The organism is Rhizobium leguminosarum (assembly GCF_019798305.1).
GTDB lineage: Bacteria > Pseudomonadota > Alphaproteobacteria > Rhizobiales > Rhizobiaceae > Rhizobium > Rhizobium leguminosarum_U.
The window spans coordinates 95,684-120,211 of sequence record NZ_JAAXDD010000002.1 but is presented as its reverse complement, the minus strand read 5'-3'; the positions used below and the strand labels follow the sequence as shown (position 1 = coordinate 120,211).

The window sequence follows — 24,528 nt, the reverse complement described above, 5'->3', positions numbered from 1 at the left end:
TCCGCCTTTCTGTCGCCTTTCTTTACTAAGACAAGCTGGCATTCTATTCCGATGACAACCTTTCCCGGAGGCACCTTTGCGGCTGAGACCGATCCTGCTTCGCACCATTCTTCTGCTGACGCTGGCGGTTGCTGGCGCGCATTTCAAGGGTGCTGCGGCCTTGGCACAGGAGCCGCAGGTACCGGCGTCCGCGCAGGCGCCGCTTGCCGATACGCCGCTCGACCAGGCGACAAAGGAGATCGATAAGGCGAAGATCCAACTGACGGCGCTTCAGGACGGCGTCAAGCAGAATGCCGACAATGACGATGCTCTGGTCGGGCTTGCGACCAAGGCCGATGAGCTCAGCCGCGCCGTCATCACCATATCGGTCAATCTCAGGCCGCGTTTCGACCAGATCAAGAACCGGCTTGCCGAGATCGGCGATCCGCCGAAGGACGGGCAGCCGCCGGAGGCCGAGATCGTCACCCAGGAGCGTAACGCGCTCGCCGCCGAACGCGCCCAGATCAACGCGCTGACGGGCGACGCCGAAAGCCTGTCGATCACAGTGACGAAGCTCGTCAACGAGATCACCGAGATGCGGCGGCGGCTGTTTGCCGATACGCTGCTCAGGCGTACCGAGATTTCGGTCTCGGTGCTCGACGATGCCGGCAGCGCCTTCGTGCACGAGGCCAGCGAATTCTCGCAGGCCTTATCCAGTTGGGCCACCTTCGTCTGGAAATTCAAGCGTTTCCCGATGTTTGCCGCAATCTTCCTGTCGCTCGCCTCGGCGCTGATCCTGCTCTCTGGCAGTTACAGGTTGTTCGGCTCGTATCTGCGCCGCGACGAAGCGGTGGAGAACCCGTCCTATATCGGCCGGTTGTCGATCGCTTTCTGGTCGACACTGATCCGCACGCTGGCGCTCTCGGTGCTACTCGTTACCTCGTTCTTTTTCCTTAACGGGTTCAATGTGCTGAGGCCCGATATCGCACCTGTCATCGGTGCGCTGTTCGGGGCGATCGGCCTCGTCTATTTCGTCGGCCGCTTCGTCAATGCCATCTTCGCGCCGCACGAACCGCGCTGGCGCCTCGTTCGGCTTTCTAATCTCGGCGCGCGCTCGATCGGCTACTGCCTGCTGGCGATGGCGATCGTCAATGCGCTCGATTATCTGTTCGGCACGATCGGCGAGGCGATGGGCTCGCCGCTGGTGCTGACCGTGGTCAGAAGCCTGATTGCCGCGCTGATCATCGGCCTGATCCTGATCGCGGTCTCGTTCGGAAAACCGATGCTGGCGAAGAACGGCGATCCCGATGCGCCGGGAAGGCATTGGCCGCGCGGCATGGCGATCATCCTGCGGGTCGTCGGCGCCGGCCTCATCCTCACCGCGCTCACCGGTTATGTCGGGCTCGCGCGCTTCGTCGCCACGCAGCTCATCATCACCGGTGCCGTCGTCGTCACCATGTATGTCGGCCTACTCTCCGGCAAGGCGATATCCAGGCAGGAAAGCTTCGGCGACACCTTCTTCGCAAGCTTCCTGACGCGCCGTTTCAAGCTGGGGCCAGTGGCGATCGACCAGGCCGGCCTGCTTGTCGGTCTTGCTATCTATGCGGTGGCGCTTCTGGTCGGCATCCCGCTGATCCTGCTGATGTGGGGCTTCCATGTGCAGGACCTGCAGATTCTTGCCTATAGGCTATTCACCGAGGTCAGGCTCGGCGGTATCAGCATCTCGCTGCTCGGCATCTGCACCGGCATTCTCTTGTTTGCCGGCGTCTACCTGCTGACGCGCTGGCTGCAACGCTGGCTCGACGGCAATGTGATGGCGAGAAGCCATGTCGATCTCGGCGTGCGCAATTCGGTCAAGACCGGCATCGGCTATCTCGGCGTCGGCATCGCCGCGATCATCGGCGTTTCGGCGGCCGGCATCGATCTGTCGAGCTTCGCGCTCGTCGCCTCGGCACTTTCAGTCGGTATCGGTTTCGGCCTGCAGAACATCGTCTCCAACTTCGTCTCCGGCCTGATCCTGCTCGTCGAACGGCCGTTCAAGGTCGGCGACCATGTCGTTTCCGGCACGGCCGAAGGCATCGTCAAGCGCATTTCGGTGCGCGCCACGGAGATCGAGACCTTCCGCAAGCAGTCGATTATCGTGCCGAATTCGGAGTTGATCAACGGCCTCGTCGGCAACTGGACACACCGCAACAAGATCGGCCGCTCGGAAATTCCGGTTTCCGTCGCCTACAACGCCGATCCGCAGCAGGTGATGGACATCCTGCTGGAACTGACGGCCAAGATACCGCTCGTCATGCGCAATCCGGAGCCGCATGTCGAATTCCTGCGCTTTGGGCCCTATTCTCTGGATTTCGAGCTGCGTTTCTTCCTCGCCGACATGGGTGACGGCATGGCGGTGCGCAACAATCTCAGGATCGAGATCCTTAAGCGCTTCAAGGCCGAGGGCATCGAGATCCCGCTGCCACAGACCGATCTTACCATCCATCGAGAGGCTCGTCCCGCGCTTGCCGATGCGGGCAGGGATCAACCCAACGAGCAGGAAAACGCGGCGGACACGCCCATGGAGCAGGAAGAGCAGCCGGTGCGGCAATTGCGCAGCAAGACGGCAGACGGCAATCGGAAAGGCTGAACGGGTCATTCAGCCATCATTCACAGCTATATGTGCATGATCTCCACTATCGGGATCGCTGCCGGGGGCAGCACCGATCGTTCGAGGGGAGGGCGCGCCAGCGCCGCCGCGCATGATGGCAAGATTTGCCGCCGTTCTGCTTATCCCGCTGCTTGCCGCACCCGCGGCTGAAGCGGCATCCATCACCAACACCGATCCAGCCGCCGTCGTGCTCGTCATCACCGAGAGCGGCCAGCGCGTCGAGGTTGTGGTCGATGCCGGCGCTTCGGAAAACCTCTGTGGTTCCGGCTGCTTTATGACGACGCCCGACGGCGACCGCATCGGGCTCGACGGCGGCGAGACGATCGACATCGTCAAGGGCTCGGCCGTCGTCAAGTAGCGCCTGTCCTGATTAATGCGCTCAAGCTTCTCCGGGATTGGGAACAGTTTCCGGCCGGGCAACAACCGGGCGCGTCAGCCGCATGATGGCGAAGAATGTGGCAACGGCGACGGTGCTGAGCAATGCAGCGATCGACAGTGACCACGATACGCCGAGATTGCCCATCAGGAAGGCGAGCGCGAACGGCGCCATCGAGGAGACGACGAGACGCACCGACATGATTTGTCCTTGCCGCCGGCCGTAGCCATCGCTTCCGAAGAGCGCGAGCGGCAAGGTTCCGTAGACGATGCTATTAAGGCCCGAGCCGAGGCCGAAGACGACGGCGAAGACCAGCGCGCCGGGCACCGAGGGTGCGGTGGCAATGAGGATGACAAGGGCTGTCGGCAGCAGGATGGCGCAGATGATCGCCAGTATCACTTGCGACAACCTCTCGCCAAAGATCATGTTGATGAGGCGGCTCAGCACCTGTGACGGGCCGAAGAGCGTTCCGACCACCACTGCCATGGAGCCGAGGCCGAGGGCCGACATCACAGGCACCATGTGAACCAGAAGTGCTGAGTTCACAAAGCTTTCCAAAGCAAAGCCGGTCACCATCAGGATAAAGGCCGGCCTACGCACAGACGGCGGAAGGCTCGGCTCGATGCGTTTTGGAGCCTCCTCTCCGGTCCGTCTCCTGGTTTGGCTGATGCCACGGGAGAGCCAGGCATGAATGGGAAGGCAGACCAGGAGATTGAGCGCGGCGAAGATCAGATAGACGTTCTGCCATGAGAGATGCGCATGCAGCGCCGTGGTGATCGGCCAGAAAATGGTTGAGGCGAAGCCGGCGATCAGGGTCAGATAAGTGATGCTACGCTGGGCGACCTGCGGCCTGATCTGCACGAGCAGGGCGAAGGCTGCGCCATATTGCACCAGGTTCGAGGCGATCTCGATACCGATCAATGCCGCGACGAAAGCGATCTTTCCCGGCGCGAAGGCGCAGGCGACGAGGGCGGCGGCGGCAATCGCCGAGCCTGATGTCATGATCCTGCCTGCGCCGAAGGCATCGATCCACGTGCCCATGAGAGGTGCGGCCAGACCGCCGATCAGAAGGGCCACAGAGAGCGCGCCGAAGATCCATTCCGATGACCAGCCCAAATCACGGGCCATGTCGGGGGCGAGGATGCTGAAGCTGTAATAGAGCGATCCATAACCGATGATCCGCGTCAGCCCGAGTGCGGCGATGGCCGCTACCGGCGGTCGTTCGGTGCTGGCGATGGTCATAGGGATCTGAGGCTCACGCGCTGTTCGAGCTTTTCGACTTCTTCCTTCCGCTCGCTGTAGCGGTCGGTCAGATAGTTCGAGGCGTCACGGGTCAGCAGCGTGAACTTCACCAATTCCTCGCATACGTCGACGACGCGGTCGTAATAGGACGAGGGTTTCATACGGCCGTCCGCGTCGAATTCCTGGAAAGCTTTGGCAACCGAGGACTGATTGGGAATTGCGATCATCCGCATCCATCGTCCAAGGATGCGGAGCTGGCTTACCGCATTGAAGGACTGGGAGCCGCCAGAGACCTGCATCACCGCCAGCGTCTTGCCTTGCGTCGGCCGAACCGAGCCGACCGACAATGGAATCCAGTCGATCTGCGCTTTCATGATGCCGGTCATCGCGCCATGACGTTCGGGGCTGACCCACACCTGGCCTTCAGACCATGCCGACCATTCGCGCAACTCCTGAACTTTCGGGTGGCTCGCCGGCGCCGCATCAGGCAGCGGCAGACCTTCCGGATTGAAGATGCGCACTTCGCAGCCGAAATATTCGAGCAGCCGCGCGGCCTCCTGTGCGAGGAAGCGGCTGTAGGACACTGCTCGCAACGAGCCATAAAGGATCAGGATGCGCGGCTTGTGCGTCGAGAACGCCGGCCTGAGCGCGTCCATATCCGGTTGACGCAGATGCATCGGTGATATGGCAGGCAAATCAGACAATGCGCTTGCCTCCGGCATCGAGCACCTTCTCGCCGTCTTCCTTGGTGAAGGCGCCCTGATGCGTTTCCGGCAGGATTTCGAGAACAAGTTCCGACGGCCGCGACAGACGCGTGCCGAGCGGCGTGATGACGAAGGGCCGGTTGATCAGGATCGGGTTTTTCAGCATCGCGTCGAGAAGCTGATCGTCGCTCAGATCGGGATTGTCGAGGCCGAGTTCGGCGTAGGGTGTATCCTTCTGGCGAACGGCATCGCGCACGGTGAGGCCGGCATCGGAGATCATCCTGACCAGCTCCTCACGTGACGGCGGGGTTTCCAGATAGTCGATAATATCAGGTTCGATACCGGCGTTGCGGATCATCGCAAGGGTGTTGCGGGAGGTGCCGCATGCCGGGTTGTGGTAGATGGTGACGTTCATAGTTTTGCCTCTGACGACAGGGTTGAAGACGCGCCCGGCTGCAGCAGCCAGGTGAACAGGAAAAGGGCTGTGACCGCGCCTGTGATTTCGGCGATCCAGAAGCCTGGAAGATCGACCGGGCGAATGCCGGAGAAGGTGTCGGTCAGCGAGCGGGCCAAGGCGACGGCAGGATTGGCGAACGAGGTCGAGGCGGTGAACCAATAGGCGGCGGTGATGTAGAGCCCGACCAGCCACGGCACCGCCTTCTGCTCGAACTTGATGCCGGCAAGAATGACCGCCACCAGGCCGAAGGTCGCAACGCCTTCGGAAAACCATTGCGCGCCACCGGTGCGAACCTTGCTCGACAGCTCGATCAGCGGCAGGTCGAACATCAGATGGGCGGTGATCGTCCCAATCACGCCGCCGGCAATCTGCGCTAGGATATATCCGCCGAGGTTGCGCTTCGGCAGTACGCGCGACATCGCAAAGATCAGCGAGACTGCCGGATTGAAGTGGGCGCCGGAGATCGGCCCAAAAACGGTGATCAGCACCACCAGCATGGCGCCGGTCGCCAGCGTATTGCCGAGCAGGGCAAGTCCCACATCCTCAGTCAGCGATGTTGCCATAATGCCGGACCCGACGACGGTCGCGACCAGCATGGCGGTGCCGAGGGCCTCAGCGACCAGACGGCGCGGCAAATCGAACGGCCCCATCAGTCGGCCGTCGCCGGTTTGTGGACATGCCTTCCATGGCGCCGATCTGGCGCAGGTGCGTTTCCAGGGCGAGCTTGTCGATCGAGGAAAGAGGCAGGCTCAAAAAGGCGCTGATCCGGTTTTTGAGGAAGCGGGCGGCCTGCGCAAAAGCACGGCCCTTGTCGACTTCGCTGCCCTCGACGGCAGCGGGATCCTCGACACCCCAATGGGCGGTCATCGGATGACCGATCCAGACCGGGCAGGCCTCTCCGGCGGCGCTGTCGCAGACTGTGAAGATGAAGTCCATCTCTGGAGCGCCCGGTTCGGCGAACTCGTCCCAACTCTTCGACGGAAACCGGTCGTGGGATAGCCCTGCGCCGCAAGCTCCTTCAGCGCATAGGGATTGACCTCACCCTTCGGCTGGCTGCCGGCCGAATAGGCCTTGAACCGGCCCTTGCCTTCGGTTTCCAGGATGGATTCCGCCAGGATCGAGCGGGATGAATTGGCAGTGCAGAGAAAAAGCACGTTGTAAACGCGGTCTGTGGTCATCGCAGTTCCTCCTTGGTTGCAGGTGCACAGCATGCGGCAACGGCAGCAGCCGGTGCGCAGATCTCAGGGTTTCCACCGCAGCAATCCTCCATCAGGAAGCGAACCAAGCCGCCAAGCGCCTCGTAGTTCGCGGTGTAAATGATCGACCGGGATTCACGCTGTTGCGCGATCAGGCCCGACCGTTCGAGCTCCTTCAGGTGGAAGGAGATATTAGAGGGCGAGACCTCCGCCTTCTCAGCGATCGCGCCTGCCGCCATGCCGTCGGGACCCGAAATCACGAGCATGCGGACGATCTGAAGGCGGGTTTCCTGCGAGAGCGCGCCGAATGCGATGAGAGCTTGACGTTGATCCATATTTCAATAATCCTTGAATCATTGAAACGAGGATTAGCGCAAATGAACGTCATCGACAACAGCAAAATTCAAGCGAACGACATCGATCTCGGCCTGCTGCTCAGTGTGCTTACCGGCGCCAAGGATTCTCCGCTGATTTTCTATTATGACGGCAAGGCGGTGAAGCCTGGCTATCATGTCACCGAGGTCAAGGTCGGCCAATTCTCAGGCCTGGATTGCGGCGCCAATCCCGAAGCGTGGGCGGAAATCTTCATCCAGCTCTGGGATATCGAGGAGGGCGACCGCACGCATATGCTGGCCGGCAAGTTCCATTCCATCATCCGCAAGGTTTCCGATCATGTGCAACTGGATGGTTCGGCGAAGCTGACCTTCGAAGTCAGCGACGGCGTGCGGCCGATGGAGCTCTATTGCGCGGCGATGCCGATTCTTCGCGCCGGTGCCGTCCTTGTTTCGCTTTCGCAACGGCCGGCAAGCTGCAAGCCGCGCGACCGGTGGCTGGCGGAGGAAAACAGCAAGGCGGCCGCCTGCTGTGGGCCGCAAGCGGCAACGAGCGGCTGCTGCGCGTAAGGACACATAAGATCGCGGCGCAGGGCAGGTAGCAGTGAGATCGGATCATATTGACTGACCACCAGTCAGTCATGGGTGCATTTCCTGCGCGCGCTGGGTCTGCCATCAGGCATTGATTGAGGGCTGGGCATCCCACCATCTGAGCACCCGCATAGCCCGGAGGTCACCCACCGCGAGGGCTTGCCTTGCCCGTCATCGACCTCGAACCACACCCGACCTGCAGGGCTGTCGTCGAGCGGCCAGGTGCTGCCTCCAATCTCATTCGGCCGCCTGCAGTTCTCGCAATTGACTGCTGGCAGCAGCGCTTTCCGAAGCGGCTGGCAGTCGCCACCCCTTGACCAATCCGTAGACGGCCGGAAGCTCTTCGAGCCATGGAGAGCCATGGAGAGCCATGGAGAGCCATGGAGAGCCATGGAGAGCCATGGAGAGCGATGGAGAGCGATGTGAGGCAGCGAGAGAATCTAGCTACCGCACCGGCTACCGTTGCGTTCATCGCGGGATTCAGCGCGATTGCGGACGTTTATGGAGACGAGGCCGCGCTCGACGTGCTTGAGGTATTCGAGAGCATGGTCCGCGACGCCCTCAGCGGCTATGATCGCCGATCAAATGGATCGGCGACGAGGCAATGCTATCATTTCCTGAACCGGATACGGCGATCGAGGTACTTGGACCGCTGCTGCAGGCCTGCCGTGAGCAGCCGCGACTGCCGCTCACTCGGACGGCGCTACACCACGGGCCGGTCGTCCGCAGGGCAGGCGATCTCTTTGGATCGACGGTCAACGTTGCGGCACGAATCGCCGCGCTCGCATCACCCGGCCAATTGCTCGCCACCCGGCCCGTTGCCGAGGCGGTCATTGCCAGAGGCATCCTGGTGCGGGACCTCGGAATGGTGGCGCTTAGATCGGTAGCAGGGGAAGTCCCTCTCTATGAGATCGAGCTTGCTCCGTCTGCTGAACCAACCTGGATCGATCCGGTGTGCAAGATGCAGCGCCGTACTCATCCTACAGGCGGGAGCCCTCGACGGGCCGTGGTTTTGCTCGCCACGGTGTGAAGAAGCGGATCGACGGTCGCCTCAGACGTATGAGGTTCCGCGCTGACGGTTTGAAACCGCGGGGCGCGGAACGCTTGCCAAAGCTGGCGCTCCGCTCCGAGGTCAAACTTGTTTGAAACTGGACGGATAGCCGGCCTTCTCAATGGCGGTTTTGATCGCGGCGGGATCGTGCCTGGTTTCAACCTTGGCAGTCCTGACCGCAAGATCGATGCTGGCGGAGGCTTCCGGATCGGCGGCTTTGATCGCCTTCTCCACGGTGCTTGCGCAATGGCCGCAGGTCATGTTCTGAATTTCGAATTCGTACATCGTGGTCTCCAATCGTTAGACCGCCCGGATATGGGGCTTCCAACCATGGGAAGGTCAAGGCCGATCCCGCACGAAAGACCTTCGCCGTTTGGACAGCTCCCGATACAGCGCTTCCGGCGATACCCCAATATCATCCGCCAGCGCCTTCCAGTCGCCTTTCGACGGCAGTCCGCCGTCGTTCCATGCGAGCCAGGATTCGAGACGAGCGGCGACGGTCTTCAGGCTGGCGATCTCCGCGCGCTTCCTCGTCTGCTGTAGCTGGCTGGAAAGGTAGGACGCCCAGCCTTCGGCGAAGTCTGAATTGCTGCGCAGGGCGCGCCTGATCGCTTGGACCGGTACCGACGTCGCGTTCACGTCGGTCACCGCGACGGCGTCGCAATGGTAGACGCTGGAGAAGACCGAGGCTTCCGCGAGGATCACTCCCGGCGACGCCCGCTGCAGCACCGCGACGTTGCCGTCGGCCTGATGCCGGACGAGATGAACGACGCCCGCCTCCACGAGATACAGGCTTTCCACGTCGTCGCCTTGGTTGAAGAGGTCCTGGCCGGAGCCGAAGGGCTTTCTTCTGGTCGACAGGCTGCGAATGTAATCCATGAAGGTGTCGGACATGATTTCGATCATGTCCGACACGGGGACGACAAGCAATAGTGGCGGTCACATCCTCAATTGGAACCCGATCGATGAAATCCCTGCTCGTGGCCTTTACATTCTCAATTCTCTCGACGCAGGCCTCGGCTGAGGGAGCGCATCACGTGACATCCCCATATGCGCAGGAGGCGGCGCGGGATATCAAATCCTTGTCGGAAACGGACGTCGACGAACTGACCAGAGGGGGCGGGTGGGGCTTTGCGAAGCCGGCGGAGCTCAACGGCTATCCCGGTCCCTCGCATGTGCTTCAGATGAAGGACCGACTAGGCCTGACGGACGATCAGCTCCTGAAAGTGCAGAGGGCTTTCGACCTCATGCAGGCTCGGGCGTCTGAAGAGGGCCAGGTCTTCGTCGAGGCCGAGCGGGAGCTCGACGCGGCGTTCAGAAGCAGGGCCATTACCGAATCCGAACTTCGCGATCTGGTCGCCGCTGCAGAGGCGAGCCGGTCACGGCTGAGGTTCATTCACCTTGCGGCGCATCTCGAGGTGACCCGGCTTCTCGACGCCAGCCAGATCGCCGGCTATGGCAAGCACCGCGGCTATTCGAAATAGACCATCAGGCGCCCCCGCCGCGACGCCGCTTCTACCCACGCAAGAGCGCGTGAAGCACGATGGCTGCGATGAAGGCGATGACGACGGCCCCCGCGATGACCGCGACCTGGCGGTTGGCCTATTCCAACACACGCGAGCGCACCCCGGGCGCGCTTCTTCTTCCCGGACACGGCCGCCTCCCAGCGGAAGACGTCGGCCGTTCAGCGGCCGACGTCCGCCCGCCTAAAGGACCTTGAGGTTTTCAGCGGAAGACTTTCCCGACCGCTGATCCTGAACGATCTCGTAGCTGACCTTCTGGCCCTCCTGAAGTCCGGAGAGACCCGAACGCTGAATAGCCGATATGTGGACGAACGCGTCGGTCGATCCGTCGTCCGGCTGGATGAAGCCGAATCCCTTGTCCGGATTGAACCATTTCACTGTACCTGTGGTCAAAATCTTATCCTCCCATGGCTGCCCCAGCGGACAGACATTGGAAGACCGTGCGCGCGTTGGCAAGCGGCGGGAAGCGAGGGGATCGCGATATCGGTCAGCCGGTCAGCCGGTCTGCCCGCCCGCGACGTCTATGACGACGATCAGGCCAGGTTGAGGCCTGCCACCGTTGGAAGGTCAAGAGAGCTCGCGATGGGAAAGTAGTGCCTTCGCGTTGACCGAAAAGGCGAAGTTCACCATTATGACGCCGCCGAAACAGAGAAGACTCTGCGCAGGAACGAATCGATGCGCCTACTGATCAACGTCTTTGTCGCGACCATGATGCTGCTGGGTTCGCTTGACGCGCCCTGCATCGCCGCGCCTGCAGATCACGGCCACCCCGGCCCGGCCGTCATCAGCGTTCCTGCGACCGCCGACGGACATCATCGCGGCGATGGCCGGTTTGTTTCGGGATCGCACTGCCAGCAGGACGGCATCGTCGCACAAGCTCCAGAAGTCCGTTCTTCGAAGTCCGATGTCGTCGCGTTTGGCGTCTTCTCGTCCGTCGCCTTTGCGAGCGTTATCGACCCTGTCGAGCAGCGTCCTCCCATCGCTTCCGTCTGAATCCGCTCGCTCGAATCCAGGCCAAAAGGAAGGGCATGACCTTGCGCATGTCTATGTTTGCAAGCCACGTCGGCGGTTTATTTTCGTTGCTGTATCGTTTGAATCGAATTGAGTGGGCGCGGCGTCGCTTTCGCCGGGTGGCGCTTGCCCTTGTCGCCGTGGTCCTGAGCGGCTGCGTGCAGTCGCTCGGCGATCTCGGCGAGGCTTCTCACGACATACCGCCGAAGCTGCTGGCGAGCATGCGGGCCAAGGGCATTAAGCCGGAGAGTCCGGTCCTCGTCCGCATCTTCAAGATGGAAAGCGAGCTCGAGATCTGGAAGGTCGACGGCAGCGGAAGGTATGCGCTGCTCAAGATCTATCCGATGTGCCGCTGGTCCGGCAAGCTCGGTCCGAAGACCAAGACCGGCGACCGACAGGCGCCCGAAGGATTCTACCGCGTTTCCATGGCTGGCCTCAATCCAAAATCACAGTTCTATCTCTCGTTCAACCTCGGCTATCCCAATCGCCTGGAAGCGGCCCTGGGCTATTCCGGCGAAGCCCTCATGGTACATGGCGCCTGCTCGTCCTCGGGCTGTTTTGCACTGACCGACCAGGGCGTAGGTGAAATCTACGCCGTCGTCGAGAAGGCTTTGAAAGGCGGGCAGCAGGCGTTCCAGGTTCAGGCCTATCCGTTCCGCATGACGCCGCAGAATCTGGCGGCACATCGCGACGATCCGAATGTCGCCTTCTGGAAGAACCTCAAGGAGGGCTACGACATCTTCGATGTTCGCCGTCGCGAGCCGAGGGTCGCCGTCTGCGGGAGCAAGTACGTCTTCGACGCCGAATTCAAGGACGGCGACCCTGCCGATCCGCTCGCAGCGTGTCCGGAGCGCTTCGATCGATCCGACCCGGCAGTCGTCGCGAAGGCGTCCGCCGACCAACAGAAATACCTGGAGCTGGCCGCCAAAAGCTACACGCCGCTCGCATACCAGGACGGAGGCATGCATCCGAGCTTCCGCGCGCTCCTTGAAGAAAACGGCGACGTCAAGCTCGCGGAGAAGGTCTCCGTCATCAAGTATCCGATCAGCCGCCCGGTGGCAGCGTTGGCCGATCCGTTCGACGGAAGCAAGTGACGAATCCTGTCTCGGATCGTGGACGCTGCCCACGTTCTGGACATGAAAGCGAGGACCCCATGCGAATGATACTAGCGGCGATCGGGATGGCGTTCGCCACTGCGGCCCACGCCCATCATGCGCCGTCGGGCTTCACCTACGAGCCCTATTGCTGCAATGGAGACGGGGACAGCGGCGACTGCCAAAGCATTTCGTCGAAGACCGTCCACCTCCGCGAGAAAGGGTACGAAGTGACGCTTCTGCCCGGCGACCACAAGCTGGCGACGCGCAGGCACGTCTTCCTAATTCCGCAAGCGGAAACCAGGGAGTCGCCAGACGACTCCTATCACCTCTGCCTGTTCCCCAACGAAGACACGGTGCGTTGCTTCTACGCGCCGCCGCTGGGGTTCTAAGACAGCCAGGACGTCGAACCGAGTAGGGGGAATGGCGGCTCACTAGCCGCCCGGTCGTGGCCGATAATATCTGCGCCATCCGTATCGCGTCACTCCGCGCGGCTTGTATACCGACAGCGCCGTCGTCACGGGCAAGTACGACGAGGCCACCAGCGGCATGGAGGACGAGCGAGCGCCGGAGATCGAAAGGTCGGTGTTCGACATGGTCGTCCCAAGCGACGCAACTCCCACCTAGACCATTCCCTTCACCTGCAGCAGCAGCACCACGACGACAAGAAGAGTCAGCAGGAATTTCGCGAGAACCCGAACGCTTTACAAAAACCCCGATTTCATGCGGTCGTAACCGTCGACGGGATCGAACACGAGATTTTGAACCCGACCGTATGAGCCAACGTCTAGTAGGGGGTGAAACGTTGGGGAGTACTTCTCCGGCCCACGTCAGTCTCAGTCGTGACGGCGAGCCTCGTCAATTGGGTCGGAGCTCCCGTACGACTGCCAGAGCGGTGACCTTGCGGCCATCGGACAGCGACACGGTCGCCGCCGTCTGGTCGCCGCTTCTCCTGCCTCGTGCCGCGCGCAGGAACAGGGTGTCGTCGCTCATCGAAATTTCGGTGCGGGCGGGTATGGTCACCAGGCTCTCATTTGCAGGCTGGTCGAGCACTTCGTCGCCCACGGTGCTTACGATGTCGACGCCTTCGTATCCGGTCATGGAGACGTTGGTCACCACAACGTCCTGATCGGTGCCATTCCAGATGGTGAGGTACGCGGCGTCCGCCCTCTGATCTTCCGTCCGCTCGACGTCCACCTGTTCCAGGGTGACGACGCCGGGCGTGTGGACGCCTCCGTCATCCGTAGCGCCGACGTTGCCAGGTGGCATGAAGGAGAGGGCGACGAGGCTTACCAGGCGGAACATGCGATTCTCCATTTGAACTTCGTAGAAATAGCGGCGCGCCCGACTTTGAACAGCTCAATTCTAAATCTAGGGGACGGCCGCTGGTTCGAGAGGCGTTCAAAAAGCAGACCGATCTCTGCCGACGTCGGAACGGGATGCTGCTCCTCGTTGCCTTGACCTCTCCCAGTCGAAGGAAGCTGCGCCGCCGATCATCTGAACAATCCCTCGACCTTGTCCCAGAAGCTCGGCTCTCCATGTGGATGGGGTTTCTGCGATCTGTTGGTGAGCGCGTTGACGAACGTCACGAGATTGACCGGTTCGAACTTCAGGCCATGGAACCGTGCCCTCAACTGGCCGTCCTGGTCGATCACGTAGGTGACGATGCCATGCATCTGCATGCCGCCGTCCTCCGCAACGAACTTCAGACCGTATGCCTCGGCGATCGTCCGGGTGCCGTCCTCCGGCTGGTCGGACTTGGTGGTGAGGAGGATCCAGTTGACCGGGTCAATGCCATGGGCCGAGCCATAGTCGCGGAGAACCTGCGGAGTGTCGCGCTTCGGATCCGTCGTGATGGTGACGAACGTGACCATCGTTTTCATCGGCGTCAGGTTCACCATGGCCTGGATCTGGCCGATGCGCTCCGTGTGCAGCGGGCAGACGTCCGGACAGCTCGTATAGATGAAGTTGAGCACCACGACCTTGCCGCGGAGATCGGCGAGACCTACGGCCCGGCCGTCCGAATCCTCCAGCGCGAAGGCGGGCGCCGGGCTGTCGGCCGGCTGGAAATACTTCTCGTTGTCGCGCAAGTTCTGGTCGACGTCGTCCAGCGAGTGCGCGAGCACGGGAGTAATCAGCGTTGTCATCAGCGCAATTGCCAGCAAGACGGAGCGTAGGAAGGTCATGCCGCCCCGTTGCGCAGCTCCTGCAGAAGAGGAAAATGAAACGGCAGTCCAAGTCGAAGTGGTCATGAGCTAATCCTTCTGCGGCTTGAGGACGAGTCCGTCCTCTCTGAGGGCGATGACCGATCGGAGGAACGCAGTCATGTCCGGCGCGTCCCATTCGGCCGGTCCGACGAGCCTTCCAAGCTCCCGCCCCTGCGGGTCGACGAGCAGCGTCGTCGGCAGGCCGAAGGAAGCAAGTGCAAACCCGGCCTGGCTCGTCGCATCCACGTGGATGGCGAGATGCTGGATGCCGGATTCGGCATAGAATTTCTTCACCGCCTCCGGTCCGCCACGATCGATCGCGAGCGCCACTACCTCGAAATCCTTGCCGCCGAGCATGGCCTGAACTCGGTCGAGCGTTGGCATCTCCTGCCGACAGGGCAGGCACCATGTCGCCCATATATTGAGGAGGACGACCTTGCCGCGGAACATGTCCAACGTCTGCGGCGTGCCGGCGTCGTCGGTGAATTGAAGCGCAGGCACCGGCTCTGGCGCGTCGCGGAACACGAAGTTCTTCGGCGGTCCGGCGGCGGCCGGGGACGCCAGGGCGGCTATGAAGATCGCTGTCAGGAGGAACCGTCTCATGACGCTTCTCCAGTAACGATGGGATCGTTCGTGGACATGTTCCGATGTCCTCGATCACTCCGTCGCGTAGACGGCCGGAGGTTTGCCGTCCTTCGTGACGGAGTAGATTGTGAACGTCCCTGTCTTCGTGCCGACCATGCCGGGCGAGCCCATCGGCATTCCCGGCAATGTGATGCCGGCAATGGCGGGCTTTTCGGACAGGAGCTTGCGGACGACGTTTACCGGCACATGCCCGTCGATCACATAGCCGTCGATGAACATGGTGTGGCAGCCCTCCAGATCTTCGGGCACGCCGGCCTTGCGGCTGATCTCGGCGAGATCGTTGGTCGCCTTGACGTCGACTTCGAAGCCGTTCTCACGCAGATAGGCGGCGTAGCCTTCGCAGCAACTGCATTGAGGGTTCTTGTAGAGCATTGCGCGACCAGGGCTGGCCGCGGTCGCGGGAAGCGGCAGGAGCAGGACGGCGGTGCCTGCGAGGAGAAAAGTTCGTCTTTGCATCAGAGTTTCCTTTCATCAGGTTTGAGTTCAGGTGACGCGGAGCACGGTCATCATGCCGGTCATCTGGTGGTCCATGACGTGGCAGTGCAGCATCCAGTCGCCGGGATTGCCGGCGACCAAGGCAACTTCGACGACGTCCTTCGGCGCCATCAGCACGGTATCCTGCCATTGGCGGTGCGGGACCGGCGCACCATTGCGGCTTAGTACCCGCATGCTGTGGCCGTGCAGGTGCATCGGATGCCACCAGGCGGTCTGGTTGCGCAGGATCAGTACCACGCTGCGTCCGCGCTGGAACGTGAGGGCAGGCTCCATGCCGGCATGGCCGTCCCCGGTCATCGACATGCCGTTGATCGCCCAGGCCGGGCCGCCGTCCGTGCCCATCATCCCCTGCATCATTCCACCACCCATCTTCCCCCCATTCCCGCCAACTTTCCTCCGCCCATCATGCCGCCCTGGAGCGTCAGGTCATGACGCTCGGCCGTACCGAGGTCGGGTTCCGGCAGGGGGGTGCGCGGAAGGTCAAGCGAGGTGTCGAGAGGACGCCCGAGAAGGGGCGCCTGTTGGTCATAGGCGAGTTGCGTCAGTCGATAGGACAGGCCATCGTAGAAGTCGTCGACGACTTCGTAGCGCCGTGCCGGTTTCCCCTGCATGTCGACGACGACGTCGACGCGCATGGCCGGACCGAGCAGAATGCGGCCGGCCTCATGCGGATCGCAGGGCTGGCCGTCGATCGCGACGATCATCGGCCTGTGGCCTTCGAAGCGCAGCGCCATGATCCGCGCGAGCGAACCGTTGATAAGGCGGAGGCGGACGCGTTCGCCGGCGCGAACCGGTTCGCCCTCCGAGGCTTGGCCGTTCAGGGTGACGGTCCTGCCGACGCGGCCAGACATCGCAGCCTCCATCCGGTTGCCGAAGCCGGAGGCGATCTCGCCCGTGTCCTTAAGCCGCCAGTCGGCGAGGAACCACGTGAGATCGCGATCGACGGCGACCGGGTCGCGTCCCTCGACGATCACGGCTCCGGCGAGGCCGCGGCCGAGCTGCTCGAGACTGTTGGCGTGCGGGTGGTACCAGAACGTCCCGGCGTCCGGCGGCGTGAACGCGTAGACGAAGCTTTCGCCGGGCTTGATCGCAGGCTGCGTCAGGCCCGGCACGCCGTCCATCACGTTCGGCAGGCGGACGCCGTGCCAATGCACGGTGGTGTCCTCGTCGAGCCGGTTTTCGACGACAAGCCGAGCGGGTTCGCCTTGCCGCAGGCGCACGTGCGGTCCCGGTATGGTTCCGTCGTAGGCCCAGACGCCGGTCTCCTGACGATCCGGGCCTACGAGACGTGCGCGGGCCTGCGCGGCGACGATCCGGTACTCGTTCGGGTCTGCCGCACGCACCAGCGATGACGGCGGCCCGGCGGCCAGTAAGATGCCCACGCCGGCCTGGAGAAAACCCCGACGCGACAGGCGGCCATAGAATTCGGTATTCACAGTCGATCCTTCCGATCACCGTTGATGGCGGAACGCGCTGCCTTCGTGGTTGTGAATACACACGTGCCACACACGGCGCATACGCGTTCGCTTGCCCGGCTCGGTCGCGTCAGGCGACCGCCGGAACGTCAGCCGATGTCGGTGGTTCGCGGAGGATGGAGATCGGGTGGCGCACTCGTGCCACGGACGAGCGAGTTACTTATGGGGAACGAGGCGAGCTGTTCGACGACCGGAACGGATGCTCCCTCGGGAAGCACGGCAAGGACGGGCGTCGTGCAAACGACGCTGCACACCATCGCCTTCATGCCATCGTCACCGCCGTCCGGGCAGTCCGGGCAGCCGTCATGCATCGAACCGGTCATCTCGGAGGCCGCCGCCATCTTCATCGACATGCCGGCGGTCTGAGCGACGGACAGGCTCATCCCTACCGCGACGAAAACCGCGAGGAACAAGGCGACAAGCTTGCGAGCCGACCAACGTTTCATGGCAGTAGAGAAGATGACGCTAAAATACGTCGAACACAAGCCGTGACGGCGTCTGCCGCGTCGTGACGCCTATGTCGTGGAACGACTGTCCGCGAAGCGGGCGCAAGTTTCAGCGGTAGAACAGATACTTGATCAGCGCGGCGATCACGAGGACGACCAGGATGAGTCCGAGAAGACCCGCCAGCCCCATGCCCCACATCATGCCGCCGCCCATCATGTCGTTCATCATTGCATCCTCCTTTCATTCCGCCGCCTCGAGCTTGTCGTCGCTCTCCTCCACGGACGCATCGGACAGGGATGCCGACGGCAGCCGCCATCCTTTGACCATGCCGTAGACCGCCGGGATGACCACCAGCGTCAGCAGCGTCGACGACACCATGCCGCCGATCATCGGCACGGCGATGCGTTGCATGATCTCCGATCCCGTCCCGGTCCTCCAGAGGATCGGCACAAGGCCGGCCATGATAGCGACGACCGTCATCATCTTCGGCCGGACGCGCTCGACCGCGCCGACCATGATCGCCCTGTTTAGGTCCAGCTTCGAGAAGGCTCGACCTTCCTTTTCGCAGGCTTCGCGCTGCTCCTTCATCGCGTGGTCGAGATAGATAAGCATGATCACCCCCGTCTCGGCCGCGACGCCAGCCAGCGCGATGAAGCCGACGGCGACCGCGACCGATGCGTTGAAGCCCATCCACCACATCAGCCAGATACCGCCGACTAGCGCGAACGGCAATGACAGCATGACGATCAGGGTTTCAGTCAGCCTCTTGAAGTTCAGGTAGAGCAGCAGGAAGATCAGCGCCAGCGTCAGCGGAACGACGACGGCGAGCCGCGCCTCGGCCCGCTCGAGATATTCGAACTGGCCGCTCCAGGCGACGGAATAGCCGGGCGGCATCGTCACGCTCCTGGCGACGGCCTGCTGGGCTTCCGCCACATAGCCGCCGAGATCGCGGTTGGCGATGTCGACGAAGATGTAGACGGCGAGTTGGCCGTTTTCCGTGCGGATCGTGGTCGCACCGCGGGTCAGCTTGACATCCGCGACTTCGCCGAGAGGAACGGTGCCGCCGCCCGGCAGGGATATCTGCACATCCCTGGCGATGGATTGCGGATCACTTCGTGACGCCCGCGGATAGCGGATCGCCACGCCGTAACGTTCGCGGCCTTCGACGGTCGAGGTGACAACCTCGGAGCCGAGCGCCATGCCGACGACGTCCTGGATGTCGTTGATGGTCAGCCCATAGCGCCCGAGCGCGACGCGATCCGGAACGATGTCCAAGTAGTATCCACCGATCACCCGTTCCGCATAGGCGCTCGACGTTCCAGGGATCGTCTTCAGCACGCCTTCGATCTGGCGGGCGATTTTCTCCATCTCCCCGAGATCGGTGCCATAGACCTTGACCCCGACCGGCGTCCTGATCCCGGTAGACAGCATGTCGATGCGGGCGCGGATCGGCATCGTCCAGGCATTGGCGACGCGCGGAAACTGCATAGCGGCGTCCATCTCCTGCTTAAGGCTGTCGGTGGTCACCCCCGGCCGCCACTCGGATTTCGGCTTCAGGGTGATGATCGTCTCGAACATCTCCGTCGGAGCAGGATCCGTCGCGGTGAGAGCACGGCCGGCCTTGCCGAAGACGCTCTGGACCTCGGGAAAGGACTTGATGATGCGGTCCTGCGTCTGCATCAGCTCCGCCGCCTTGGTGACGGAGATGCCGGGCAGGGTCGTCGGCATGTACATCAGCGTGCCCTCGTCGAGATTGGGCATGAACTCGCTGCCGATGTGCTGCACGGGCCAGACGGTGACCACGAGGACCGCAAGGGCCGCAAAGATCGTCAGCGTCTTCACCCGCAATACGCCCGAGATGACGGGGCGGTAGATCCAGATCAGGAACCTGTTCAACGGGTTCTTGTGCTCGGGGACGATACGGCCACGGACGAACAGGATCATCAGCGCCGGCACTAACGTGACCGACAGCAGCGCAGCCGCCGCCATCGCAAAGGTCTTGGTGAAGGCGAGCGGACCGAACAGGCGGCCTTCCTGCGATTCCAGCGTGAAGATCGGCAGGAACGACACGGTGATGATCAGCAGGCTGAAGAACAGCGCCGGGCCGACTTCGCTTGCCGCCTCGACGAGGATGTCCACCCGAGGCTTGTCCGGCGGCGCCCGCTCGAGATGCTTGTGGGCGTTCTCGATCATGACGATCGCCGCGTCGATCATCGCGCCGATCGCGATGGCGATGCCGCCGAGGCTCATGATGTTCGCGCCGACGCCCAGCAGCTTCATGGCGATGAAGGCCATAAGGATGCCGACGGGCAGCATGATGATGGCGACGAGCGCGCTGCGGACGTGCAGAAGGAAGGCGATGGTCACAAGGGCGACGACGATGGATTCCTCGACCAGCGTACCCTTCAGAGTCTCGATCGCCGCCTCGATCAGCGTCGAGCGGTCGTAGACAGGGACGATCTCCGTGCCCGCCGGAAGACTGCTCTTGATGGTATCGAGACTCTTCTTGGCGTTGTCGATGACCGTCAGAGCATTTGCCCCGAACCTCTGCAGGACGATGCCGCTGGCGACTTCGCCTTCGCCGTTGAGCTCGGTGATGCCACGCCGTTCATCCGGAACCAGCTCCACCTTGGCAACGTCGCTGATCTTGAGCGGAACGCCGTTCCGACTCTTCAGGACGATGTTCTCGATGTCGGGGATGCCTTTGAGATAGCCGCGACCACGCACCATGAACTCGAACTCGGAAAGTTCGACCGTACGGCCGCCGACATCTGTGTTACTAGCGCGGACGGCGTTGGCGACACCGTTCAGTGATATGCCCTGCGCCCTGAGCCGGGCGGGGTCGACGACGACAGAATACTGTTTCACGAAGCCGCCGACACTAGCGACTTCAGACACCCCTTCGGACTTCGAGACAGCGAAGCGCACCACCCAGTCCTGCAGCGACCGAAGTTCAGCGAGCGACAGCTCCTTGGCGACGACGGCGTACTGGTAGACCCAGCCAACGCCCGTTGCGTCGGGGCCGAGCGTCGGCGTGACACCCTGCGGCAGACGGCTCTGCGCAGCATTGAGGTATTCCAGCGCGCGGCTACGCGCCCAGTAGGGATCGGTGCCGTCGTCGAAGATCACGTAGACGAATGAGACCCCGAAGAAGGAGAAGCCGCGCACGACCTTTGACTTTGGAACGGTCAGCATCGACGTAGTTAGCGGATAGGTGACCTGGTCTTCGACCACCTGCGGGGCTTGGCCGGGAAACTCCGTGTAGACGATAACCTGGACATCGGAGAGGTCGGGGATGGCATCGAGGGGGAGGGACCGCAACGCATAGATACCGCCCGCGACGGAAAGTGCTGCGCCGACGAAGATTAGCACGAGGTTGTGGGCGGACCAAGCGATGACACGCGAGATCATGGCTTGGCCTCCTCAGTCATGGCGCTCAGCGCCGAGTTGAGATTGCTTTCGGCGTCGAGCAGGAAGTTGGCGGCCACGACCACCTTGTCACCGGCGGCGATCCCCTTGGTGATCTCGGTCCTGTCTTCGCCGCGGACGCCGAGCGTGACGTCCTTCGGCTCGAACCGACCTTCGCCCTTGTCGACGAACACGACCTGGCGGTCGCCCGTGTCGATGACGGCGCTGTTCGGCACGGCCACCACCGGATTTGGCGCACCGGCCTCGATCCGGACCTCGGCGTACATGTTGGGGAGGAGGACGCTGTCCGGATTGGGAAGCTCGATGCGGACTTTCGTCGTCCGCGTCTGCGTCTCGACTTCGGGATAGATCAGGTCGATCACGCCCTTGAATGTTCTGCCGGGCAGGCTCCGGACGACGACGTCGGCCGATGCGCCGATCCGGACGGAGGTCAGATCGTATTCGGGGACGTCGGCGATCACCCAGACATTGGAGATGTCGGCGATGCGGAACAGCACGTCGCCTGACTTGGCCATCATCCCGGTCGTCGCCGAGCGCTCGAGCACGACGCCGTCGCGCGGGGCGGTGTAGGTCATGCTCGCCGGCACCTCGCGGGTCCGGGCGATATCGTCGACGACCTCCTGCGGCACGCCGAGGTTCTTCAGTCGCAGCGCCGGGCCGGCGTCGCCGTTGACGCGCGCTTCGCTCCTGCCGGCGGCGTATTACGACGCCGCCGTGGCGATCTCCTTGGAATAGAAGCGGAACAGCTTCTCTCCCTTTCCGATGCGGGCGCCCGTCGTGACGTCGGCGACGTCGTCGACGAAGGAATCCGTGCGCATCGAGATGATGCTGACGAGACGTTCGTCCAGGGCGACGGTCCCAGGCACCTGGATCTTGCGGCTTATGCTGGCCATCTCCGCGGAGGCGGTCTTCACGCCCGTGCGCTGCAGCTTGCCGAGCGAGACCTTGACGGTCGAGGCGTCCGACTGCTCGCCCTCGTAGACAGGAACGTAGTCCATGCCCATTGAATCCTTCTTCGGCACCTTCGAGGTGTCCGGCAGGCCCATCGGATTGCGGTAGTAGAGGATATTCCCCTTCGCAGGAGCGGCCTCGGTTTCCGGCTGCGGGGCTTCAGCGACTGCGGATGCCTTCGCATTGCCGTCAAAGCTGACGTCCTCGCTCGCATGCACGGCGACGAACGGTCGTCCGTCGGCGGCATTCCTCGGTGCCGCCGAGAACTGCGGGAGGCCGTCCGGATGGCGGTAGTAGATGACCGCGCCGGTCGGGGAGGGGCCGCGTGGGGCGGGCGTTGCGAGCGCCTTCTCGGCCAGGTCGAGTCCGAGGACGGACGCCAAGTTGTTCGTGCCAGCCCAATAGCCTCCCCCGCCGACCAACACGGCGAGGGAGAGCGTGGCTGTCACCCGCAATGGCGTGTTCAAGGCGCTGCCTTGAGGACGACTTCGCCCTCGACCGTGTCCAGCTCGCCTTGGACCTTGGCGGCGAGCTTGAACCGCCAGCCGCCCGCCATGGTGAAGTCGGACTTGAAGGCGTAGACGCCGGGTTCCGTAGAGCTGGCCGCTTCGACCGGGGTCGTCATCATCTCCATGCCCTCGGGAGCCATGTCCATGCGGGTGGTGAAGATGACGGCGTCGGGAACCGGCTTGCCCGTCCGCTTGTCGATCAGGCGGACGGAGACCGGCGATCCCTGACCCTGCTTGACGTCGGCCGAAACCGGCTGGAATTCGTAGTCTTGTGATGCGGCGAAGGACGCTGTGGCGGAACCGACAATCAGCACGCCGGCGAGGAGCATCGCTCCCGCGGAAAAGGCGGTCTTGTTCATGATACCTGATCTCATTGGGATAGGCGCTCAGGGCGCATCCTCAGTCATAAATTCGTAGGTCCCTGAAAGATGCGCTAAGCATCCGCCGTGAACCGTAGACGTGTTTCAGGAATGACTTGAGATCAGGCTTTCGGAGGTCGAGCCGGAGGCTCGACATGGGCGGGCGTCAGTTGCGACGCCAGAACGAGGTCATAGCGATGGGACAGCCAGGAGATCGCAAATGACCAGCTGTGGACGTCGGGCGCGTGGGCGAAGATCGAGGTCGTGCAGACCAGGGATAGCGGGCAACCCTTGGCGCAGTCCGGCTTGACGGGCTGCTGTTCGGGGCAGCACGGCATCTGCTCTGCCATCTGCATGCCGGCCATCGCGCCGCTCATGCCATCGGTCATCGCCGGATCAGAAGACGCCATTGCACTGCTCGCCAACCCGATGCTCATCGGACCGATAACGATCGCGAGCATAACGATGGCAAGGAACAGACGATGGATGGTCCGCCGGAAAATCATGGGCTGGATACTGGCATGCAGGTTCCGGAATTGGAAGCGGGCTCACGGAGATGTGTTGCAGTCATCGAGACGGACTGAGCGCTGGGCATCCCACCATCTGAGCACCCGCATCGCCCGGAGCGTCACCCACCGCGAGGGCTTGCCTTGCCCGTCATCGACCTCGAACCACACCCGACCCGCAGGCCTGTTGTCGAGCGGCCAACTACCGCCCTGCAAGCGTCTGGAACGAAGGTGGTCGATTGCCTCGCCGAGGCGCGGATCGGGGTCGGTTCCGGTCAGGATTGCGCTGGAGCGGAAATAATCGAGCGCGCGCAAAATGTCGTAGCGCCAGCGGTTCGGATGTAGGAGGCGCAGGAAGCGCACGTCGGCCTGCTCGCCGGTGCCGAGGCGGCGGAAGAGGTTGCGGGCCAGCAAAAATTCCTCGCCCGTCCTGCGCGCCTCTCGAGACCGATGCGTGCCGCCGGTCGATCTTTCGTATTCCAGCAAACCTTCCAGCACGTTGATGGTGCTGGCGAAAGACGAGCGGACAGAGCCGCGAGCCCGCTCGCAGTTCCAGCCGCCGTCGTCGAGACGCTCGCCGGCCAGCCTGTCGACGATCGGCGAGACGTCGATCCCGAAATAGGCGCCGTCGGCAACGGTGCGGCCGTTGATGCACTCCTCGACTTCGCCTTCCCAATAGGGCTGGCCGCCTTCTTCCCAACGGGCGTTGGCGCCGACCAGTTCGACGGTGCGCCTGGCGCGGCCGCAGGCGGGATCAAGACCGAACTCGCGCAATTGCGACAGCGAGAAGGTCGTGGCCGTCCACGGCTGGCCACGCTCCTTCCACTCGCGCGGGTCGAAACCGGCGGGCAGGAAGGCGCCGCCTGCCCATTGCCCGTCTTCGTCCTGGCAGGAGAGCAGCCTGGCGCCCCAACCCTCGGTCTCGACTTTGGCCCGCTCGGCCATCCACTCCCGCTCCGGGGTATCGAGCAGGTCGCGCATCACCTGCCATCGGATCGATGGGTCGGAGTCGAGAAGCCATTCGATCACCGAGTCGGATTGGATCATGGTGCGAACCTGTCGGTGGGTGGGGGTGGATGGTTTGTTATAATCGCTTCGGCCAAGCGGTGCCAGCCGAAGGGGTGCGCGAGAAATCGTCTAAATCCGACGCGGTCGCGGCAAGCGCTGGCGCTTGCCATGTTCGGCCGCTAGCCGGGGAAGGCACGAAGCTGAAGATCAAAATCCTTCGGGTCGACCCACAATGCGACGGTCGGCGAGAGCCCGTTGATGCCGAGAATGCGGCGCTTCGCGCCTGAT

At 62.7% G+C, this 24,528-nt stretch carries 25 protein-coding genes and 4 pseudogenes; 8 read left to right on the top strand and 21 right to left on the bottom strand.

Going from position 1 to position 24,528, the window contains the following annotated elements:
* The first annotated feature begins 76 nt into the window (after positions 1-76).
* Entirely contained in the window at positions 77-2,611 is a 2,535-nt protein-coding gene (locus HFO99_RS03955; protein ID WP_222359411.1) for a mechanosensitive ion channel family protein, read from the top strand.
* 112 nt (positions 2,612-2,723) lie between these two features.
* Entirely contained in the window at positions 2,724-2,990 is a 267-nt protein-coding gene (locus HFO99_RS03950) for a hypothetical protein (protein WP_222359409.1), read from the top strand.
* A 21-nt stretch (positions 2,991-3,011) separates the two neighbouring features.
* On the opposite strand, the gene arsK is transcribed toward HFO99_RS03950, so the two are convergent.
* The 6 genes and pseudogenes from arsK to HFO99_RS03920 all read right to left on the bottom strand — a co-directional run bounded on the left by arsK (position 3,012) and on the right by HFO99_RS03920 (position 6,942).
* Positions 3,012-4,250, bottom strand: coding sequence for an arsenite efflux MFS transporter ArsK (gene arsK, locus HFO99_RS03945; protein ID WP_222359407.1), 1,239 nt, complete (start codon positions 4,248-4,250; stop codon positions 3,012-3,014).
* Positions 4,247-4,972, bottom strand: a complete 726-nt coding sequence (arsH, locus tag HFO99_RS03940) for an arsenical resistance protein ArsH (protein ID WP_033182205.1) — start codon at positions 4,970-4,972, stop codon at positions 4,247-4,249. The genes arsK and arsH overlap by 4 nt, the downstream gene beginning before the upstream one ends.
* Positions 4,947-5,369, bottom strand: coding sequence for an arsenate reductase (glutaredoxin) (arsC, locus tag HFO99_RS03935; protein WP_222359405.1), 423 nt, complete (start codon positions 5,367-5,369; stop codon positions 4,947-4,949). The genes arsH and arsC overlap by 26 nt, the downstream gene beginning before the upstream one ends.
* Positions 5,366-6,061, bottom strand: a complete 696-nt coding sequence (locus tag HFO99_RS03930) for an MIP/aquaporin family protein (protein WP_222359403.1) — start codon at positions 6,059-6,061, stop codon at positions 5,366-5,368. The genes arsC and HFO99_RS03930 overlap by 4 nt, the downstream gene beginning before the upstream one ends.
* Positions 6,024-6,589, bottom strand: a pseudogene (locus HFO99_RS03925) (arsenate reductase ArsC). The gene HFO99_RS03930 and the pseudogene HFO99_RS03925 overlap by 38 nt, the downstream one beginning before the upstream one ends.
* Complete coding sequence (locus HFO99_RS03920; protein ID WP_222359401.1) at positions 6,586-6,942, bottom strand: ArsR/SmtB family transcription factor; 357 nt, start codon at positions 6,940-6,942, stop codon at positions 6,586-6,588. Before HFO99_RS03920 ends, HFO99_RS03925 begins: the two are co-directional and overlap by 4 nt.
* 42 nt (positions 6,943-6,984) lie before the next feature.
* Between HFO99_RS03920 and HFO99_RS03915 the strand changes: the two genes are divergently transcribed.
* Positions 6,985-7,509, top strand: coding sequence for a DUF6428 family protein (locus HFO99_RS03915; RefSeq protein ID WP_222359400.1), 525 nt, complete (start codon positions 6,985-6,987; stop codon positions 7,507-7,509).
* 105 nt (positions 7,510-7,614) lie between these two features.
* Here HFO99_RS03915 and HFO99_RS33265 read toward each other — a convergent pair.
* Positions 7,615-7,754, bottom strand: a pseudogene (locus HFO99_RS33265) (squalene cyclase); the annotation flags it as partial.
* Positions 7,755-8,134: 380 nt separating this feature from the next.
* Here HFO99_RS33265 and HFO99_RS03910 point away from each other — a divergent pair.
* Positions 8,135-8,560 (top strand): adenylate/guanylate cyclase domain-containing protein, encoded by a 426-nt coding sequence (locus tag HFO99_RS03910; RefSeq protein ID WP_261322984.1) that lies wholly within the window; start codon positions 8,135-8,137, stop codon positions 8,558-8,560.
* 102 nt (positions 8,561-8,662) lie between these two features.
* On the opposite strand, the gene HFO99_RS03905 is transcribed toward HFO99_RS03910, so the two are convergent.
* The gene (locus HFO99_RS03905) at positions 8,663-8,866 is read right to left on the bottom strand and encodes a heavy-metal-associated domain-containing protein (protein WP_222359398.1); all 204 of its coding nucleotides are present in this window, start codon (positions 8,864-8,866) and stop codon (positions 8,663-8,665) included.
* A gap of 54 nt (positions 8,867-8,920) precedes the next feature.
* Positions 8,921-9,487, bottom strand: coding sequence for a Crp/Fnr family transcriptional regulator (locus tag HFO99_RS03900; protein WP_222359396.1), 567 nt, complete (start codon positions 9,485-9,487; stop codon positions 8,921-8,923).
* A 59-nt stretch (positions 9,488-9,546) separates the two neighbouring features.
* Between HFO99_RS03900 and HFO99_RS03895 the strand changes: the two genes are divergently transcribed.
* On the top strand, positions 9,547-10,065 hold the full coding sequence (locus HFO99_RS03895) for a Spy/CpxP family protein refolding chaperone (RefSeq protein ID WP_261322983.1): 519 nt from the start codon (positions 9,547-9,549) through the stop codon (positions 10,063-10,065).
* A 222-nt stretch (positions 10,066-10,287) separates the two neighbouring features.
* On the opposite strand, the gene HFO99_RS03890 is transcribed toward HFO99_RS03895, so the two are convergent.
* Positions 10,288-10,497 (bottom strand): cold-shock protein, encoded by a 210-nt coding sequence (locus HFO99_RS03890; RefSeq protein ID WP_222249807.1) that lies wholly within the window; start codon positions 10,495-10,497, stop codon positions 10,288-10,290.
* Between the two features lie 282 nt (positions 10,498-10,779).
* Here HFO99_RS03890 and HFO99_RS03885 point away from each other — a divergent pair, with 282 nt between their 5' ends.
* From HFO99_RS03885 to HFO99_RS03875, 3 genes are read left to right on the top strand one after another with little or no spacing between them, the layout of a single operon-like run.
* Positions 10,780-11,097 carry a hypothetical protein gene (locus tag HFO99_RS03885; protein ID WP_222359394.1) on the top strand — a complete coding sequence of 106 codons (318 nt, stop codon included), beginning with the start codon at positions 10,780-10,782 and terminating at the stop codon, positions 11,095-11,097.
* A 53-nt stretch (positions 11,098-11,150) separates the two neighbouring features.
* Positions 11,151-12,209: a hypothetical protein gene (locus HFO99_RS03880; protein WP_409994928.1), complete on the top strand. Its 1,059-nt coding sequence runs from the start codon at positions 11,151-11,153 to the stop codon at positions 12,207-12,209.
* 59 nt (positions 12,210-12,268) lie between these two features.
* Positions 12,269-12,601, top strand: coding sequence for a hypothetical protein (locus HFO99_RS03875; protein ID WP_222249813.1), 333 nt, complete (start codon positions 12,269-12,271; stop codon positions 12,599-12,601).
* Positions 12,602-13,067: 466 nt separating this feature from the next.
* Here the strand turns inward: HFO99_RS03875 and HFO99_RS03870 are convergent, their stop codons facing one another.
* The 11 genes and pseudogenes from HFO99_RS03870 to HFO99_RS03820 all read right to left on the bottom strand — a co-directional run bounded on the left by HFO99_RS03870 (position 13,068) and on the right by HFO99_RS03820 (position 24,279).
* A complete protein-coding gene (locus tag HFO99_RS03870) occupies positions 13,068-13,514 on the bottom strand; it encodes a hypothetical protein (protein WP_222359390.1) in 447 nt (148 codons plus the stop codon).
* Between the two features lie 188 nt (positions 13,515-13,702).
* Positions 13,703-14,395, bottom strand: coding sequence for an SCO family protein (locus HFO99_RS03865; RefSeq protein ID WP_222359892.1), 693 nt, complete (start codon positions 14,393-14,395; stop codon positions 13,703-13,705).
* 69 nt (positions 14,396-14,464) lie between these two features.
* Positions 14,465-15,019, bottom strand: coding sequence for a TlpA family protein disulfide reductase (locus tag HFO99_RS03860; protein WP_222359388.1), 555 nt, complete (start codon positions 15,017-15,019; stop codon positions 14,465-14,467).
* Between the two features lie 54 nt (positions 15,020-15,073).
* Positions 15,074-15,517 (bottom strand): DUF411 domain-containing protein, encoded by a 444-nt coding sequence (locus tag HFO99_RS03855; protein ID WP_222359386.1) that lies wholly within the window; start codon positions 15,515-15,517, stop codon positions 15,074-15,076.
* Between the two features lie 27 nt (positions 15,518-15,544).
* Positions 15,545-16,992, bottom strand: a pseudogene (locus HFO99_RS03850) (multicopper oxidase family protein).
* A 128-nt stretch (positions 16,993-17,120) separates the two neighbouring features.
* Positions 17,121-17,414, bottom strand: coding sequence for a hypothetical protein (locus HFO99_RS03845; protein ID WP_261322982.1), 294 nt, complete (start codon positions 17,412-17,414; stop codon positions 17,121-17,123).
* A gap of 304 nt (positions 17,415-17,718) precedes the next feature.
* A complete protein-coding gene (locus HFO99_RS03840) occupies positions 17,719-20,889 on the bottom strand; it encodes an efflux RND transporter permease subunit (protein ID WP_222359382.1) in 3,171 nt (1,056 codons plus the stop codon).
* Positions 20,886-22,325, bottom strand: a pseudogene (locus tag HFO99_RS03835) (efflux RND transporter periplasmic adaptor subunit). The gene HFO99_RS03840 and the pseudogene HFO99_RS03835 overlap by 4 nt, the downstream one beginning before the upstream one ends.
* Entirely contained in the window at positions 22,322-22,741 is a 420-nt protein-coding gene (locus HFO99_RS03830; RefSeq protein ID WP_222359380.1) for a FixH family protein, read from the bottom strand. The pseudogene HFO99_RS03835 and the gene HFO99_RS03830 overlap by 4 nt, the downstream one beginning before the upstream one ends.
* Positions 22,742-22,848: 107 nt before the next feature.
* Complete coding sequence (locus HFO99_RS03825; RefSeq protein WP_261322981.1) at positions 22,849-23,136, bottom strand: hypothetical protein; 288 nt, start codon at positions 23,134-23,136, stop codon at positions 22,849-22,851.
* A gap of 138 nt (positions 23,137-23,274) precedes the next feature.
* Complete coding sequence (locus tag HFO99_RS03820; protein ID WP_222359376.1) at positions 23,275-24,279, bottom strand: squalene cyclase; 1,005 nt, start codon at positions 24,277-24,279, stop codon at positions 23,275-23,277.
* Between the last annotated feature and the right edge of the window lie 249 nt (positions 24,280-24,528).